The sequence below is a fragment of the Acinetobacter sp. AG3 genome, from assembly GCF_022343575.1.
Taxonomy (GTDB): domain Bacteria; phylum Pseudomonadota; class Gammaproteobacteria; order Pseudomonadales; family Moraxellaceae; genus Acinetobacter; species Acinetobacter guillouiae.
The window spans coordinates 2,835,034-2,851,541 of the sequence record NZ_JAKQZD010000001.1; the positions used below are offsets into that span (position 1 = coordinate 2,835,034).

Annotated in this window: 14 protein-coding genes and 1 pseudogene; 9 read left to right on the forward strand and 6 right to left on the reverse strand. The window is 39.6% G+C overall.

Features of this window, described 5'->3' with window-relative positions:
- The first annotated feature begins 37 nt into the window (after window positions 1–37).
- Window positions 38–880, forward strand: a complete 843-nt coding sequence (locus L3V46_RS13245) for an IclR family transcriptional regulator (RefSeq protein WP_004721464.1) — start codon at window positions 38–40, stop codon at window positions 878–880.
- Window positions 881–969: 89 nt separating this feature from the next.
- Complete coding sequence (locus tag L3V46_RS13250; protein WP_239045939.1) at window positions 970–2,145, forward strand: MFS transporter; 1,176 nt, start codon at window positions 970–972, stop codon at window positions 2,143–2,145.
- A gap of 63 nt (window positions 2,146–2,208) precedes the next feature.
- On the opposite strand, the gene L3V46_RS13255 is transcribed toward L3V46_RS13250, so the two are convergent.
- Window positions 2,209–3,180, reverse strand: coding sequence for a nitronate monooxygenase family protein (locus L3V46_RS13255; protein WP_239045940.1), 972 nt, complete (start codon window positions 3,178–3,180; stop codon window positions 2,209–2,211).
- Window positions 3,181–3,230: 50 nt separating this feature from the next.
- Here L3V46_RS13255 and L3V46_RS13260 point away from each other — a divergent pair.
- A pseudogene (locus L3V46_RS13260) lies at window positions 3,231–3,371 on the forward strand (enoyl-CoA hydratase); the annotation flags it as partial.
- Window positions 3,372–3,453: 82 nt separating this feature from the next.
- On the opposite strand, the gene L3V46_RS13265 reads toward L3V46_RS13260, so the two are convergent.
- Both L3V46_RS13265 and L3V46_RS13270 read right to left on the reverse strand, forming a co-directional pair.
- Window positions 3,454–4,299 carry an IclR family transcriptional regulator gene (locus L3V46_RS13265; RefSeq protein ID WP_004721467.1) on the reverse strand — a complete coding sequence of 282 codons (846 nt, stop codon included), beginning with the start codon at window positions 4,297–4,299 and terminating at the stop codon, window positions 3,454–3,456.
- Between the two features lie 190 nt (window positions 4,300–4,489).
- The gene (locus L3V46_RS13270; protein ID WP_004820522.1) at window positions 4,490–5,707 is read right to left on the reverse strand and encodes a CaiB/BaiF CoA-transferase family protein; all 1,218 of its coding nucleotides are present in this window, start codon (window positions 5,705–5,707) and stop codon (window positions 4,490–4,492) included.
- Between the two features lie 329 nt (window positions 5,708–6,036).
- Here L3V46_RS13270 and L3V46_RS13275 point away from each other — a divergent pair, with 329 nt between their 5' ends.
- From L3V46_RS13275 to L3V46_RS13290, 4 genes are all read left to right on the forward strand, one after another.
- Entirely contained in the window at window positions 6,037–7,188 is a 1,152-nt protein-coding gene (locus tag L3V46_RS13275; protein WP_239045941.1) for an acyl-CoA dehydrogenase family protein, read from the forward strand.
- Window positions 7,189–7,249: 61 nt separating this feature from the next.
- Window positions 7,250–8,500, forward strand: a complete 1,251-nt coding sequence (locus tag L3V46_RS13280) for an MFS transporter (RefSeq protein ID WP_239045942.1) — start codon at window positions 7,250–7,252, stop codon at window positions 8,498–8,500.
- A gap of 173 nt (window positions 8,501–8,673) precedes the next feature.
- Window positions 8,674–10,386 carry an electron transfer flavoprotein-ubiquinone oxidoreductase gene (locus L3V46_RS13285; protein ID WP_239045943.1) on the forward strand — a complete coding sequence of 571 codons (1,713 nt, stop codon included), beginning with the start codon at window positions 8,674–8,676 and terminating at the stop codon, window positions 10,384–10,386.
- 267 nt (window positions 10,387–10,653) lie between these two features.
- Complete coding sequence (locus L3V46_RS13290; protein WP_239045944.1) at window positions 10,654–11,241, forward strand: tetratricopeptide repeat protein; 588 nt, start codon at window positions 10,654–10,656, stop codon at window positions 11,239–11,241.
- Between the two features lie 77 nt (window positions 11,242–11,318).
- Here the strand turns inward: L3V46_RS13290 and L3V46_RS13295 are convergent, their stop codons facing one another.
- Entirely contained in the window at window positions 11,319–11,648 is a 330-nt protein-coding gene (locus tag L3V46_RS13295) for a hypothetical protein (protein WP_004721480.1), read from the reverse strand.
- 730 nt (window positions 11,649–12,378) lie between these two features.
- Between L3V46_RS13295 and L3V46_RS13300 the strand changes: the two genes are divergently transcribed.
- Together L3V46_RS13300 and L3V46_RS13305 are read left to right on the forward strand one after the other, a co-directional pair.
- Window positions 12,379–14,061, forward strand: coding sequence for an arylsulfatase (locus L3V46_RS13300; RefSeq protein ID WP_239045945.1), 1,683 nt, complete (start codon window positions 12,379–12,381; stop codon window positions 14,059–14,061).
- Window positions 14,058–15,062, forward strand: a complete 1,005-nt coding sequence (locus L3V46_RS13305; protein ID WP_239045946.1) for an SUMF1/EgtB/PvdO family nonheme iron enzyme — start codon at window positions 14,058–14,060, stop codon at window positions 15,060–15,062. The genes L3V46_RS13300 and L3V46_RS13305 overlap by 4 nt, the downstream gene beginning before the upstream one ends.
- A gap of 127 nt (window positions 15,063–15,189) precedes the next feature.
- Here the strand turns inward: L3V46_RS13305 and tatC are convergent, their stop codons facing one another.
- Together tatC and tatB are read right to left on the reverse strand one after the other, a co-directional pair.
- Window positions 15,190–15,963: a twin-arginine translocase subunit TatC gene (gene tatC, locus L3V46_RS13310; RefSeq protein ID WP_239045947.1), complete on the reverse strand. Its 774-nt coding sequence runs from the start codon at window positions 15,961–15,963 to the stop codon at window positions 15,190–15,192.
- On the reverse strand, window positions 15,960–16,493 hold the full coding sequence (tatB, locus tag L3V46_RS13315) for a Sec-independent protein translocase protein TatB (protein WP_239045948.1): 534 nt from the start codon (window positions 16,491–16,493) through the stop codon (window positions 15,960–15,962). The genes tatC and tatB overlap by 4 nt, the downstream gene beginning before the upstream one ends.
- Window positions 16,494–16,508: the final 15 nt, after the last annotated feature.

Consider the following 16,508-nt stretch of genomic DNA (forward strand, 5'->3'; position numbering starts at 1 on the left):
ATAGCCAAACTGTTGCTTTATTATATTTGAGTATTGAATGTCTCAGAATTCAGAAACTGAACAACCTATAAATTTTGATGAGATACGTCTTGATCCTATTTCACATATTCATCGGGAAAATAACCCCCAATTTATCGCTTCTTTAGCACGTGGTTTAGAGCTATTACGTTGTTTTTCTGCCAACAATCAAGTCTTGGGTAACCAAGAACTGGCAAAAATGACAGGTTTACCAAAACCAACCATTGCGCGGATAACCAATACCTTAGTGTCATTAGGCTATTTAAAACAACTACCTAATTCCACCAAATATACCTTGGATATCGGTGTTTTATCTTTAGGCTATGCAGCCTTGTCCAATATTTCTATCCGTAATATTGCACATCGCTATATGGAAGAAATGAGCCAATATGTACAAGCACCTGTTGCGATGGCAACTCGTGATCGTTTAAACATGGTCTATATCGACGTGGTTCAGATCGAAACTGCTTTAAATATGCGCCGTCCCATCGGCTCAACCCTACCCATTCACAGCAGTTCCATGGGGCGAGCTTGCTTGGCGGCTACACCTGAACGTGAGCGTAATTTTTTACTGGATGCGCTTAAACAAAAAAATGCTGAAAACTGGCCTGCAATTAAACGTTCTTTAGAACGAGCTTTCCGAGATTATCAAGATTACGGATATTGCCTTTCTTTAGGTGAATGGCATAAAGAAGTAAACTCTGTTGCTGTACCTTTAGTCAGCTCCAAACATGGTCTTTATGTGTTTAACTGCGGTGCACCAAGTTTTCATTTAAACCCTGAAAAACTTGAAGGTGAAATTGGACCCCGTTTAATCCATATGGTGCACAACATTCAAGATGCTTTGAGTGAAACGCCTTAACAACCATTTTTAAAATCAGATGCTTAAAATCAGCAGATACATGGTTGTGTGGATTAAAAGTTCCGATTTCATAATGACAAACCATAGGCATGATGAAAAACACTCTCTATACCCCAACCATTATTTTAATGGCAGTTGCAGCAGGCATCTGTACTGGTGGGAATTATTTTAGCCAACCACTGATTCATTCCATTAGTCTAAGTTTAAATTTAGCAGATACCACCACAGCATGGGTGCCTACTTTAGCGCAAATCACCTATGCAGCAGGTCTGCTATTTTTAATGCCTTTAGGCGATATTCTCGAAAAGCGTAAGTTGTTATTTATATTTATGCTGCTTGCCTCAATTGGGCTAATTATTAGTGGTTTTTCCCACAATATTTATCTGTTAATGCTCGGTACCATCATTACAGGATTATTTTCTAGTTCAGCCCAACTGTTGTTACCACTGGCTGCCAGTCTGGTTCCAATTCAACATAGTGGTCGTGTTGTTGGTTTTTTATTGAGTGGGTTAATGATGGGTGTCTTATTGGCACGCTCATTATCAGGGATGATGTCGACGCTTTTTGCTTGGAATGTTATTTATCTACTCAGCGGTTTTTTATTATTGCTCATTGCGATTATTTTGTACCGTAATATTGGCTTATTTCCTCCAACCAAATCTGAAAATTATCTCAAAACAATTCACTCACTGCCGCAAATCTTTATTCAAAATCGTCGCCTAAGAATCAGAACCTATATTGGTGGATTAACCTTTGCCTGTGTAAGTTTAACCTTTACCACCATGTCTTTACTCTTAGCTCCCGCACCTTATTTTTTCAGTGATTTTACGATTGGCTTATTTGGATTTGTCGGTGTTTTAGGGACATTCGTTGCCAATTTTTCAGGTAAATTTATTGATCAAGGCTATATTCATAAAATTTCGATATGTTGTGGTATCGGTCTGATCTTAAGTTGGCTATTGTTTTTGTTGCTCCCTTATCATTTTATCTTTTATATCATTGCCTTACTTATCCTTTACGCCTCACTCTCGGCTGTTCATGTCACCAATCAAAGTATTGTCTTTAAGCTTAACCAACAATTACGTTCACGTTTCAATGCGATTTATATGACAGGTTATTTCGCTGGCGGTGCTTTAGGGACCACGGGTGGAAGCTATGCATGGAAACATTTTGGCTGGACAGGTGTATGTATCTTGGGCTTAGTTTTTGCCCTGCTGTGTTTATATTATTGTCTTGCAGATGCTAAAAATCAGCACAATTCATAGTGTTGTGCTGATCTTTAAAAGCAGTCTTTCATCATCGAGATAAAGCTGAACTCAAATAGATATTTATAAAAGCCCGAATAAACGCCCACGAATAATGTCTTCTGCATCTTTTACAATACGGTTGACCAGTTCATCACATGTCGGAATGTCATGGATCAGACTGGCAACCAAACCACATGACCACGCCCCAGCATTGACATCACCATCGATCATCACTTTAGGATAAACACCTGCAACTTCTTCAATGATATCTTCAAATTTAATCTGGTCACCAAGTGCTTTTTCTTTAGCTACAATTTTTTCTACAGCCGCATTATTCATAACACGCTCAGTATTACGCAAAGCACGCATAATTAAACGGGTATCTCTTTCCGTAGCATTCAGGATCGCCTGTTTCACATTTGCATGCACTGGCGCTTCTTGAGTTGCAATAAAACGCGTTCCCATATTAATGCCATCCGCCCCCATCGCTAAAGCGGCAGCAAGTGAGCGTCCATCAGCCATACCACCTGATGCAACAAAAGGAATTTCTAAGGTATCGGCAGCTAAAGGCAATAAAATCATATTCGGTACATCATCTTCACCGGGGTGCCCACCACACTCAAAACCATCGACAGAAACAGCATCACATCCAATTTTTTGAGCTTTTAGACTATGCCGAACCGAAGTACATTTATGAATCACTTTAATTCCAGCGGCCTTTAAATAAGGCATGACCTGTTCAGGATTACGACCCGCTGTTTCTACAACCTTTACCCCACCTTTAATAATTGCCTCGACAAAACCCGGATAATCAGGTGTATTGACTGTGGGTAAGAAAGTTAGATTGACACCAAAAGGCTTATCGGTCATTTCTCGACATCGGGCAATTTCTTTTGCTAGATTTTCAGGTGTTCGCTGGGTTAAACTGGTAATAATGCCTAACCCACCCGCATTTGAAACTGCAGCAGCCAGCTCGGCAAAACCGACATAATGCATACCGCCTTGAATAATCGGATGTTCAATTTCAAATAATTCTGTAATTTTGGTTTTCATATTCTTTCCACTCACTATTTTATATTTAGAGGCTCATTTCTTAGCATCCTATGCTTATCGATGATTTATTAAATCTGATCGATCATGAGTCCACTGTATTCTCACTTTGTTTGCAAGGTGACGAATTTAAACAAGCACTGAGTGCATTGATGAAAAAAATAACACCCATTTTTCGTAAGCAAACTAATTAACATGCATCTTATTAACATGCATCTTATTAAAAAGGCCAACAATGTAGATCGTTGCTGGCCTTTCAGTTTTAAAGCAATAAAATTAGCTAATTTCAGTGCGGATATTATTCACCATGTGGAGAAGACGCGGTGCAATATCCTCTTCAAGTTTTTCGCGGTTCATAATAAAGCTTGGTCCGCCGCAGTTAAATACCAGTAGACCATGTTGTTCATGAATCAAGGGGACTGCCACTGAATTGACATCTTTATGCCATTCACCAATTGAAAAACAATAGCCAAAATCTTGATAATCTTTAAATGCTTTGTCTAAATCACGGTTAATCTTGATCCAATCGTCTTTATGTTTGCTACGGATTGCATCAAGTAAAAACTCTCTTTCATCTTCAGGCATTGCAGCCAGACATGCGCGTCCCATTGAACTTAAATGAATCGGTAAATAAGTACCGACTTGGCGACGCATGGTCATATTGCCCTTGCCTTGTACCACATCCAAATAAATCATATTTAGACGATCACGCGTTGCCATTGCCACAGCAGCACCCGCATAATCCGCTAAGTTTTTCATATAGGGATGTGCAATATTACGGATAGACACATTAGAAAGCATGGAGTAACCAAACGCCAAAACCCCAACTGAAAGTTGAAATTTGCTTGAATTTGGGACCTGCTTGATATAGCCCAAACGTGACAATGTGTGCGTTAAACGGGTAATGGTCGGTTTAGGCAAACCCGTCATTTGTGATAACTCTTGATTACCCAAATGCTGATGTTTTGGGGTAAAGCAACGTAAGAGTTCTAAACCACGTCCTAAAGCTGTAATAAATTGACGATCATTTTCATCTTGCATATCTTCAATCGGATGCAATAACTCATGCCTCAAAGGCGCTAATAATTTTTCTGTTTGTTCTGCATCTACGGCATCATTCATGGTTATACCAATTCACATATTTGTTTCGCACTGCGAAAATTATAATCTATTTTTTCTATAAATAGCAAAAAGCAATCATCTGATTCACTTTGAAAATAAAACGATGCATCCATCTCGATGTGAAAAGTCTAAATTTGCTTCTTTTATTGAAAAAAATGGCTTTAGACTGCTCACATCATCTATTTAAAAACTATCCTATCACGCCTTTGGCTTTTAACTCATCAAGTTTTGCTGGAGAGATAATACGGCCTAAGATTGTTTGAGTATGTTCGCCTAATAAAGGAGGCGCATTTCTATACTCTACAGGTGTACGTGAAAGCTTAATCGGAGAACCCACCACAGTAAGTTTTTCACGTTGGGGATGTTGCATTTCTACCAGCATCTCTCGCGCAATCACTTGAGGTTCATTAAAAGCTTGTTCTAGATTATTAATCACACCAACAGGCACTTTAGCAGCATAAATCGCACTCACCCACTCATCGGCAGTCTTGCTTAAAAAATGCGTTGATAAAATTTCGATCACTTCATCACGATGCTTAACACGATCTGCATTACGGGTAAATCGAACATCATTGGGTAACTCTGGCAAACCAATACTTCTACACAGTTGGATAAACTGGGTGTCATTACCACAAGCAATGATAAACTCTCGGTCAGCGGCTTTAAACAATTGATAAGGCACAATATTGGCATGTGCATTGCCATAACGTACCGGCACTTTACCAGATGAAAGATAATTCATTCCTTGATTTGCCATTGTGGCAATTTGCACATCAAGTAAAGCCATATCAATATGTTGCCCTAAACCTGTTACATGACGATTGAGCAAAGCAGCTTGTATGGCAATGGTTGAATATAGTCCCGTTGATAAGTCTGAAAATGCGACACCTACTTTTTGCGGACCACCACCAGGCAAATCATCTTTTTCACCCGTGATGGACATCAGTCCACCCATTCCCTGAATGATAAAATCATAGCCAGGTTCTTCTGCTCTCGGTCCATTTTGACCAAAACCCGTAATCGAGCAATAAACCAGTTTAGGATTAATTTCTGATAAAGAAGCATAATCCAAGCCATATTTTTTCAAAGAACCAGCTTTGTAGTTTTCAATGACCACATCGGTATCTTGAATAAGTGCTTTGATGAGTGCCTGCCCTTCAGGATTTGCAATATCTATTGCAACAGAAAGTTTATTGCGATTGGTCGACTGATAATAAGCGGCTTCTCGTGTCTCTTGTCCGGCATCATCTTTCATCCAAGGTGGTCCCCAAGAACGCGTATCATCACCTAGTTTCGGTCTTTCAACCTTAATCACTTCTGCGCCTAAATCGGCAAGAATCTGTCCACACCACGGTCCAGCCAGTACTCGACTTAAGTCAAGTACACGAATTCCATTTAAAGCACCCATGTTTATTCCACTAACCTTTGATTAATTTCCTACAGGAAAATTTATTTAATATAAATTTCGCATAGCGATATATATTTTTAATATACACAGAAAACTTAAAAAATAAAACTTAATTTTTTCATCAAAAGTGATGATTTTTATTCAACAAATATAGATTAATTAAATCAAATAATTAGCCAACTGAAAAACAAGCACAACATACCGCATTGCGAAATTAATTTTCAAAATATATTGTTTTCTACTGATCCTTTGATTACTATCGCATCAATATGCAGGGTTTTAGCAACATCTCCTCGATGTTTTCAACATGTTGTACAAAGGACAAGACTATGATTCGAGATCAGGAAACACTCAAACAACTGGTAGATATGATTCGACAGTTTGTAGATGGTGTCCTTATTCCTCATGAGAATGAAGTCGCAGAAACAGATCAAATCCCTCAAGCCATCATTGAGCAAATGAAAGCTTTGGGTTTGTTTGGACTGACGATTCCAGAAGAATATGAAGGTCTTGGCTTGACCATGGAAGAAGAGGTGTCTATCGCTTTTGAACTTGGACGTACTTCGCCTGCCTTTCGTTCACTGATCGGCACCAATAATGGAATCGGTTCGAGTGGCCTGATTATTGATGGTACCGAAACTCAAAAATCATTTTTCTTGCCCCGTTTAGCACGTGGTGAAGTGATCAGTTCTTTTTGCCTAACTGAACCAGATGCAGGCTCAGATGCTGCCTCTTTGAAAACCAGCGCAGTAAAAGAAGGTGAGTTTTATATTTTAAATGGCACCAAACGCTTTATTACCAATGCACCTCATGCAGGGGTATTTACGGTGATGGCACGAACCAGTCCAGACATTAAAGGTGCTGGTGGAATTTCTGCTTTTATTGTAGATCGCAAAACCGCAGGAATCTCTCTAGGTAAAACAGATAAAAAAATGGGGCAAAAAGGTGCGCATACCTGCGATGTGATTTTTGAAAACTGTCGGGTTCCTGCCTCAGCACTGATTGGTGGTGTCGAAGGTGTAGGATTTAAAACCGCAATGAAAGTCTTGGATAAAGGTCGTTTACATATCGCCGCAATCAGTGTCGGTGCTGCCATACGTATGTTAGACGATACTTTAAAGTTCGCCCTTGAGCGTAAGCAATTTGGACAAGCGATTGCTGAATTTCAACTGATTCAAGCCATGCTTGCTGACTCCAAAGCAGAAATTTATGCAGCGCAATGTATGGTTTTAGATGCGGCAAGACAACGTGATGCTGGGCACAACGTCAGCACAGAAGCATCATGCGCAAAAATGTTTGCCACTGAAATGTGTGGTCGCGTGGCCGATCGCTGCGTACAGATTCATGGTGGCTCTGGCTATATCAGTGAATATGCCATTGAACGTTTTTACCGAGATGTACGTTTATTCCGTCTCTATGAAGGCACCACCCAAATTCAACAAATGATTATTGCGCGAAATATGATTCGTGCTGCGTCTTAATTAATTTTTAGGCACTTTAAAACGATTTGAAGTGCTGTAAATCAAATGTAGGTAATGGATTATGGCGACAAACTACAATACACATCTCTCTTCAATACAGCCTCATACTTGGAAAATTGCATTTATTTTTGCATTTTTAGCCTTGTTGGTGGATGGTGCCGATCTGATGCTGCTGTCTTATAGTCTCAACAGTATTAAGGCAGATTTTGGTTTAAGTTCCGTGCAGGCAGGTATGCTGGGTAGTTTTACCTTGGCGGGTATGGCTGTTGGTGGGATATTTGGGGGATGGGCATGTGACAAATTTGGTCGAGTACGGATCGTGGTTATTTCTATTCTCACCTTCTCACTACTTACATGTGGACTAGGCTTTACCCAAAGCTTTCTTGAATTTGGGCTATTACGCTTTTTTGCTTCTCTCGGACTAGGCTCGCTTTATATTGCCTGCAATACCTTGATGGCGGAATATGTACCTACACGTTACCGTACAACGGTATTGGGTACCTTACAAGCAGGTTGGACGGTTGGCTATATTGTTGCAACGCTACTCGCTGGATGGATTATTCCAGATCATGGCTGGCGTATGCTGTTTTATGTTGCCATTGTACCGGTGTTGATTGCTGTTTTAATGCATCTTTTGGTACCAGAACCACTCGCATGGCAACAGTCTCGTTTACAACAACCAACACCTGATAAAAATTCTGAGGAAACTTCAGCATTTAAACTGATTTTTAAAGATAAACGAAATCGCAATATGTTTATCTTGTGGGCGCTCACAGCAGGCTTCTTGCAATTTGGTTATTATGGGGTAAATAACTGGATGCCTTCATATCTAGAAAGTGAATTAGGCATGAAGTTTAAGGAAATGACCGCATATATGGTCGGTACCTATACCGCCATGATCCTCGGTAAAGTCCTTGCGGGGATGATGGCTGACAAACTTGGTCGTCGCTTTACTTATGCCTTTGGTGCGATTGGGACTGCTATTTTTCTACCACTGATTGTTTTTTATAACTCACCCAGCAACATTTTATATTTACTGATCGCTTTCGGATTTTTATACGGTATTCCTTATGGTGTAAATGCCACCTATATGACGGAAAGTTTCCCAACAGCGATTCGTGGTACAGCGATTGGTGGTGCCTATAACGTGGGCCGTCTTGGTGCAGCACTTGCGCCTGCAACGATTGGCTACTTGGCATCGGGTGGTTCTATTGGTTTAGGTTTTGTAGTGATGGGAGCTGCTTATTTAATTTGCGGCGTTATTCCTGCCCTCTTCATCAAGGAAAAACTCTACGATCCGCAAAAATCGTAAAAGTAACCTTGTAAAATCAGTTATCCCATTTTAAAGCCAGCTAAATCTAGCTGGCTTTTTTGTGGGTATCATTTTGAATTTGCTCATCAAGCAGCCCTTTTTTGATGCTTTTTTATTTGATATTTTTACCCCAATAAATTAAAATACCGCTAAGCGAAATAGGATTTCTTTTTATGAAAGATTTACAACGAGAGTCAATGGAGTTTGACGTAGTGATCGTAGGCGCAGGCCCTGCGGGTCTTTCTGCTGCGATTAAAATTCGTCAATTAGCGCTTGAAAACAATCTTCTAGACCTTTCCGTCTGTGTGGTTGAAAAAGGCTCTGAAGTTGGTGCGCATATCCTTTCTGGTGCTGTACTTGAACCTCGTGCAATCAATGAACTTTTCCCTGACTGGAAAGAACAAGGTGCACCTTTAAATGTACCTGTGACTGAGGACAAAACTTATTTCCTCATGTCTGCTGAAAAGTCACAAGAAGCGCCGCACTGGATGGTGCCTAAAACCATGCACAATGATGGTAACTATGTTATTTCATTGGGTAATGTAGTGCGTTGGTTAGGTCAAAAAGCGGAAGAGTTAGAAGTTGCTATCTTCCCTGGCTTTGCTGCTTCAGAAATCCTTTATCATGAAGATGGTTCTGTAAAAGGCATCCAAACTGGTGATATGGGTATTGGTAAAGATGGTGAACCTACTCACAACTTTACTCCTGGCTACGAGCTTCATGCAAAATACACAATTTTTGCAGAAGGTTGTCGTGGACACCTTGGTAAACGTCTGATTGCAAAATACAACTTAGATCAAGATGCTGATCCGCAACATTACGGTATCGGGATCAAAGAACTTTGGGAAATTGACCCTGCTAAACATAAACCAGGTTTAGTGATGCACGGTTCAGGCTGGCCTTTGGCAGAAACAGGTTCTTCAGGCGGCTGGTGGTTATATCACGCTGAAAACAACCAAGTGACCTTGGGGATGATTGTTGATTTATCTTATGAAAATCCACACATGTATCCTTTTGCTGAAATGCAACGTTGGAAAACACATCCACTGATCAAGCAATATCTTGAAGGTGGTAAGCGTATTTCTTATGGGGCACGTGCAGTTGTTAAAGGTGGTCTAAACTCTCTACCTAAACTGACTTTCCCAGGCGGTTGCTTAATTGGTGATGATGCAGGTTTCTTAAACTTTGCTAAAATCAAAGGCTCTCATACTGCGATGAAATCGGGTATGTTGTGTGGTGAAGCTGTATTTGAAGCAATTCAAGCAGGTCATGAGAAAGGTGGTGATTTAGCGGTTGCGCGTGTCGCTGAAGGCGAAGATTTCTTTGCCAAAGAATTGACTGCATATACGGACAAATTCAACAACAGTTGGTTAAAAGAAGAGCTACATCGTTCGCGTAACTTTGGTCCAGCGATGCATAAATTCGGTTTATGGATGGGTGGTGCATTTAACTTTATCGATCAAAATATCTTTAAAGTACCATTTACCCTACATGACCTTGCACCTGACTTTAGTGCATTAAAAACTGTAGATGCTGCGACATTTAAACCGACCTATCCAAAGCCAGACGGTAAATTAACCTTTGATCGTTTATCTTCTGTATTTGTATCGAATACCGTACATGAAGAAAATCAGCCAGCTCACTTAAAGCTGACCGATGCTTCTATTCCAGTCAATGTCAACTTACCAAAATGGGATGAGCCTGCTCAACGCTACTGCCCTGCTGGTGTTTACGAGATTATGGAAAATGATGATGGTTCTAAGCGCTTCCAGATTAATGCTGCAAACTGTGTTCACTGTAAGACTTGTGATATCAAAGATCCATCTCAGAATATCACATGGGTAACACCGGAAGGTGGTGGTGGGCCTAACTATCCAAATATGTAAGCTGGATACTTAGGACGATGCTTTAATGCTGCTCACCACTAAACATGCGAGTGTTTAGATAATTTTGTGTAGTATTAACAGCGTCTTTTACCCCAATTTGTCGAGTGATATAAGCTCTTCATTTTCATTATTTAGGTAAGCTTAGTTCCCAAGGGAGCTAAGCTTGAAAGGCAAAATAGAATAAGTCTTGGCTCAAATTAAGTTGACTATAACTTAATTTTGCACTTTAATTTTATTGATTAAAAGATACAAATGATTGAAAAAATGATGAAATTTAAAATTAAAAAACTGCTGTATCCTCTGATTATTCTTACATTTTCCCCCACCACACTTGTATTTGCAGAAAGTTTTGAAGCGCTACTCGAAAAAGCCAACAATGGGGACGTAAAAGCGCAATACCAAGTGGGTTATCTTTATAGCAGTGGCAATCAGGGTGTGTCCTTTGATGAAGAAAAAGGTGTTTTTTGGTTTAAAAAAGCCGCTGAAGCGGGTGATGCAAAATCTCAACTCAGTTTAGCAATGAGTTATTTATGGGGATCAGGTATCAGTAAAAATTCCCGTAAAGGTATTGAATGGCTGACCAAATCTGCAAATCAGAACAATGCCATGGCACAATACAATTTAGCTGAAGAATATGCAGATGGGAAAAATATAAAGAAAGATCAAGATCTTGCAAATTATTGGTATCTTAAGTCGGCTGAAAATGGTGATGTGTCAGCACAATTTAAATTGGGATCTCTATACTTAGATGGAAATTCAGGCCTACCTCAAGATATCAATAAAGCGAAAGCATGGCTGAAAAAAGCCGCAGATCAAGGCTATGAATTAGCGCAACGGCAATTGGCTACACTATGATTGAAGACAATAAAACCACCAACTCACTAACTTATAAGGTTGATTTTTAATGATTATTTATTTTGACTGATACTTTTTCAAATCAGCGGTTTTACAACATTTAAAACCTCATGGCTTTTAACAATTAAACAAATACATTGATCAAAAATGGCTTTTGAATTTTGTATAAATTCATCTTCCATCGCATCTAAATGTAAGTGGCTTTCTTTTTGGACTTTTTTGTACAAAGCAAATAAATCATGCTTATACTGAGACTTACAACTGAGATTGAAATCCTTAAGTTCTTGCTCAAGTTCTAAGCGCATATTTTCAATAAAATGCTGACGTGAAGCTTTATTATTCTGAATATAAAATAAGCGTGTTTGTTCATAAGTGCCTTTATGAAATATCATTTCATAAATTTTCATCGTAATACTTACCTATAGATTCGTATTATTACTCTTAAAATACAGCTCATACAAATGCATTATTTAATAAAATTTATCTGAGTCCGTATTGAGATAATATATTTTCTGTCTTTTATAAATATCTTTATCCATTGCTTTTTTATTCAGCCTTAAAAACTCCTATTTCCCTTGGGGAAAGGAAATAGGATCAAGGCATCAAGAATCTTTAAAAAAAGATCTCCCTCTAATTCTGTAGAATTTATCACATTAATCTTCAATTAATCAATACACCATCAACATAAAAACAGACAGTTCTGTATATTTTTGTTTAAAAAACATTCATTCGCAACCAAAGTGACTTGTTTATTTACATCGGCGTTTAAAGTTTAATCAGATTAAATTGTAGAGCTGGATAGATTCAAATTGTTGCTATGCTAAAACCAATGATATTACAAAGGTGTATTTGAATATCATGTATTAAACTATTGCGAATATAAAACTTTCCGAATATGCCTAAAGCATATCCAAGGCCTTGTTATAAGCTGATGGTGCTCATTTTTTTAAGCCTAGAAGTATTTTGGTTTTATTAAACAGCTCAACATGCTTACTTTTAAATGATTTCAACATCTATTTGGAAGCATATTGAGGGCTTTTCTTTTTTTCAGATTAACAATCAAATTTTAATTATTTTTACCATAAAAATTAACGCTCTAAACTCAGCCTAATTTTTTAGAAAACCAAGTCGACACGTATGTCTCATAAAAATCTGCTTACAACACTTTCCATTGCATTATTCAGCCTTTCAATTTCAGCATGTAATAATAATGATTCCGACCATTCAAATACTGTGGTGGAAACCAAGAAACAACCAAACATTTTATTTATCATGGCAGATGATTTAGGTTATTCGGATTTAGGCGCTTTTGGTGGAGAAATACACACCCCAAATATTGACGCACTGACCAAAGAAGGTCGGATTTTAACGGACTACCATACTGCCCCGACCTGCTCACCGACGCGTTCACAATTAATTTCGGGGACAGACCATCACTTAGCTGGCATTGGGGCTATGGCTGAGCTCACCCCCGCTCACTTAAAAGGCCAGCCGGGTTATGAGGGCTACTTAAATGAGCGCTCACTCTCAATTGCAGAAGTGCTTAAAGATAATGGCTACCGAACCTATATCAGCGGAAAATGGCACCTCGGTTTAACCGCTGAAACCAACGCACATGTAAAAGGCTTCGATCACTCATTTACGCTATTACAAGGTTTAGATTTACACTTTAAACAAGCGCCTAGTGCCTACAAACGTAATGCCACCTATACAGAGGATGGCAAAGTTGTTCCAATTTCAGCATTACCCGATGATTTCTTCTCAACCAATTATTTCACCGATAAATTAATTAGCTATTTAGAGTCAGGAAAAAATTCAGGCAAACCATTCTTTGCCTATGCTGCCTACACAGCACCTCATTGGCCATTACAAGCCCCAGCTGAATATCGTGACCGTTATCGTGGCGTGTACGATGCTGGTTATGATGTGATTCGTAATGGTCGTATTGCCCGCCAAAAACAACTTGGTCTAATTCCAGCCAACTTTACTGCAGCCGAACCGATTGCGACACAAAATGCACCACAAAAATATGGCAAATGGAATGAACTTTCCCCTGAGCAAAAAGTATTAGAAGCACGCAGAATGGAAATCTATGCGGGAATGGTTGAAAACCTTGATGCCAATATTGGACGCGTGATTGAGTATTTAAAACGCAATAACTTATACGACAATACTTTAATTTTCTTTGTTTCAGATAATGGGGCTGAAGGCTTTATCCGTGGTAATTATGGAGCCGAATCAGGTTTTGATAATCGGGTGAGTAATGTCGGTACATCCAGTTCTTATCACTATGTCGGTCCGCGTTGGGCTGAAGTCAGTGCTGCGCCTTTCCATTTATGGAAAGATACTGCAGGTGAAGGTGCAACCACAGCACCAGCCATTGTTAAACTTCCTCATCAAAACAAAGCGCAAGCAACCTATCATGGTTTTGCTTCAGTGCTCGATGTTTTCCCAACCGTTTTAGATTATGCCAATATTGCCGTCCCACAAGGTCAATATAAAGGCCGTCAGATTAATACCCCAAGTGGCTACTCTTGGAAATCGGTGCTTGAAAATAAAGCGCAGACGATTCGCCCTGTAAACTTTAGTTTTGCTGATGAATTGCATGGCAGTAAATATGCGCGTCAAGGCGAATGGAAAATTGCTTTACAAGGTAAAGCAGAGCTAGGAACGGGAACTTGGGAATTATATAACTTAAAAAATGACCGTGGTGAAACCCAAAACCTTGCACAAAATAACCCAGCAAAACTACAAGAACTGCTTGATGTATATAACAAATACACCCAACAAAATGGAGTCAAGGAATACAACATTCAATGAAGTTTAGCCCTCTTTTAATTGCACTGTGTAGCCTGTTCCTTGTAACAGGCTGCAATAAGGTTACGACCGACTCGCATCATTCTCCCAAACAAACCAGCAAAGCTTCTACACCGCTTGGTTCATTGCAGCAATGCGAACACTATTCAGGTTTACCTGATGCATGGCAAAAAAAGCCAACAGCGGGGATGGTTTGGATTGCCAAAGGCTCATTTCAGCTCGGCTCCGATAAAGCCTATCCCGATGAACTTAATTTTGGGCAAAAACAACGTCAAGTTGAGGGTTTCTGGATCGATCAAACCGAAGTGACTGTGGCGCAATTTAGCAGTTTTGTAAAAGCCACAGGCTATATAACCGATGCAGAGCAACAGAAACAGGCGGCTGTATTTTCACCAGATGCCAATCAGCCTAATCAGTGGTGGCAACTCAAATCTGATTACACTTGGAAAACGCCTAATGGCGCTTCGGGTCAAGCTCCACGCCCTGCTGAACCTGTTCGCTATGTGACCAAAAATGATGCTGAACATTATGCAGTTTGGTTAGGACGAGATTTACCTACCGAACCAGAATGGGAATATGCTGCAAAGGCGGGCTCAAAAATCGATACGCCACTGCATCAAGCGCCTCAGGATGCCCATCAACATCCACAAGCCAATTACTGGCAAGGCGAATTTCCATTGCATAATTCTGTTGAAGACCATTTTGCAGATGTGGCACCTGTCGGCTGCTACCCTGCCAATGCGTTCCAATTGTTCGATATGATTGGTAATGTTTGGGAATGGACCTCTTCTGTATATCAAGGTGCGCATGATCAACATATGGGAAATTATACGGATCTGCGTCAGCAAAGCATCGCAGCAACCCAATATGTGATTAAAGGTGGTTCTTTCTTATGTGCTTCTAGTTATTGCTCTCGTTATCGAAATAGTAGTCGTTATCCGCAAGAGTTTGATTTGGCTGCAACGCATGTGGGGTTTAGAACAGTATTACGTACTCACCCATGAGACAAAGATGGGTTAAAATCTAGAGATATGGCGAATTTATACACTTTAATATAAATTTGCCTGCTTTAAAAAAGAAAGGTTGAATAGAACAAAGCAACACTTAACCACTTTCGCTAAAAATCAGTGCTTATACACGTTTACGTTTTTCAATCATCTTGCCAAATACCAATCCCAATTCAAACAACATCCACATTGGAATTGCCAGCATGATCATCGAAATAGCATCTGGTGGCGTGACAAACATCGCAATAAAAAAACAGCCCACAATAATAAAGCGTCTTTTTTCCACCAGCGTTTGCGTGCTGACCAAACCGATTAAAATCAGTACCAGTGTAATAATTGGAATTTCAAAAGTGACCCCAAACACCAAAAAGAGTTTTAAACAAAAACTTAAGTAACTGTTAATGTCCGTCATTGGCGCAACGGTATCAGGTGAAACACTGATAAAAAAATGCAGAATCGAAGGTAAGGCAATAAAATAGGCAAAGGCAATTCCTGAATAAAACAAGCAAATACTGCTCAATAACAATGGGAATGCCAGATTCTTTTCTTTTTCATACAACGCAGGTTTAATAAATGCCCAAATCTGATAAATAATAAAAGGCATCGCCAGCATTAGCGCAATAAAGAAATTCAGTTTAAAAGGTGCCATAAATGTTGCAGTTACATCTGTAGCAATCATAGTCGAACTGGCAGGTAATTGGGCACGTAGTGGTTCAGATAGCATTGAATAAGTTCTGTTTGCAAATGGCAACAAACAGAAAAAAAGCACAATTAATACCCCAATAATTTTAAACAGATGCTGGCGCAACAGCATCAAATGTCGGGTGATCGGCATTGCTTCAAGCTGAGTCGCTTCTTCAGAAGCTTGCTCTTGCAGCTGCGGTATCATTGACGTCATACGGCCACCTTCAATTGCGATATTGATTTGGAATGAACAGGAACAATGCTGAGTTTGTCATCATTAGATTTAGCCTGTTTTAGCCAAATACTTGGCAAATAGACAGTAGGAATATCACGTGAGACAGGTTGATAAATCTGCTTCACCCTCAGCTGGGCTATTTGCTGTTCTTTTAATTGCGGTTGTTCTAATTGCTGTTTATCTAATTGCTGTTTCTTTAATAGCGCTAGCGCTTGCTCTTGTTGTGTAGCATCTCCAGGCATAGCCGATAATTGCTGTAGCTCATGCATCTGCGCCTGCATTTTTTGCTCTAATTCTTGAATGCGCTGCATCTCATTCTGCATCTGTTCGCGCAATTCGGATAAGCGTAATTCACGGTCAATGTCGTTCTGAACATTGCTGATGAGACGTTTCAATTTACTGTACCATTTCGCAACAAAACGCGCAGCTTCAGGGAGTTTATCTGGCCCTAACACCAACAGCGCAATAATCCCAAAAACCAATAATTCAGAAAATCCGACATCAAGCATGTGTTAGTTCTCCAG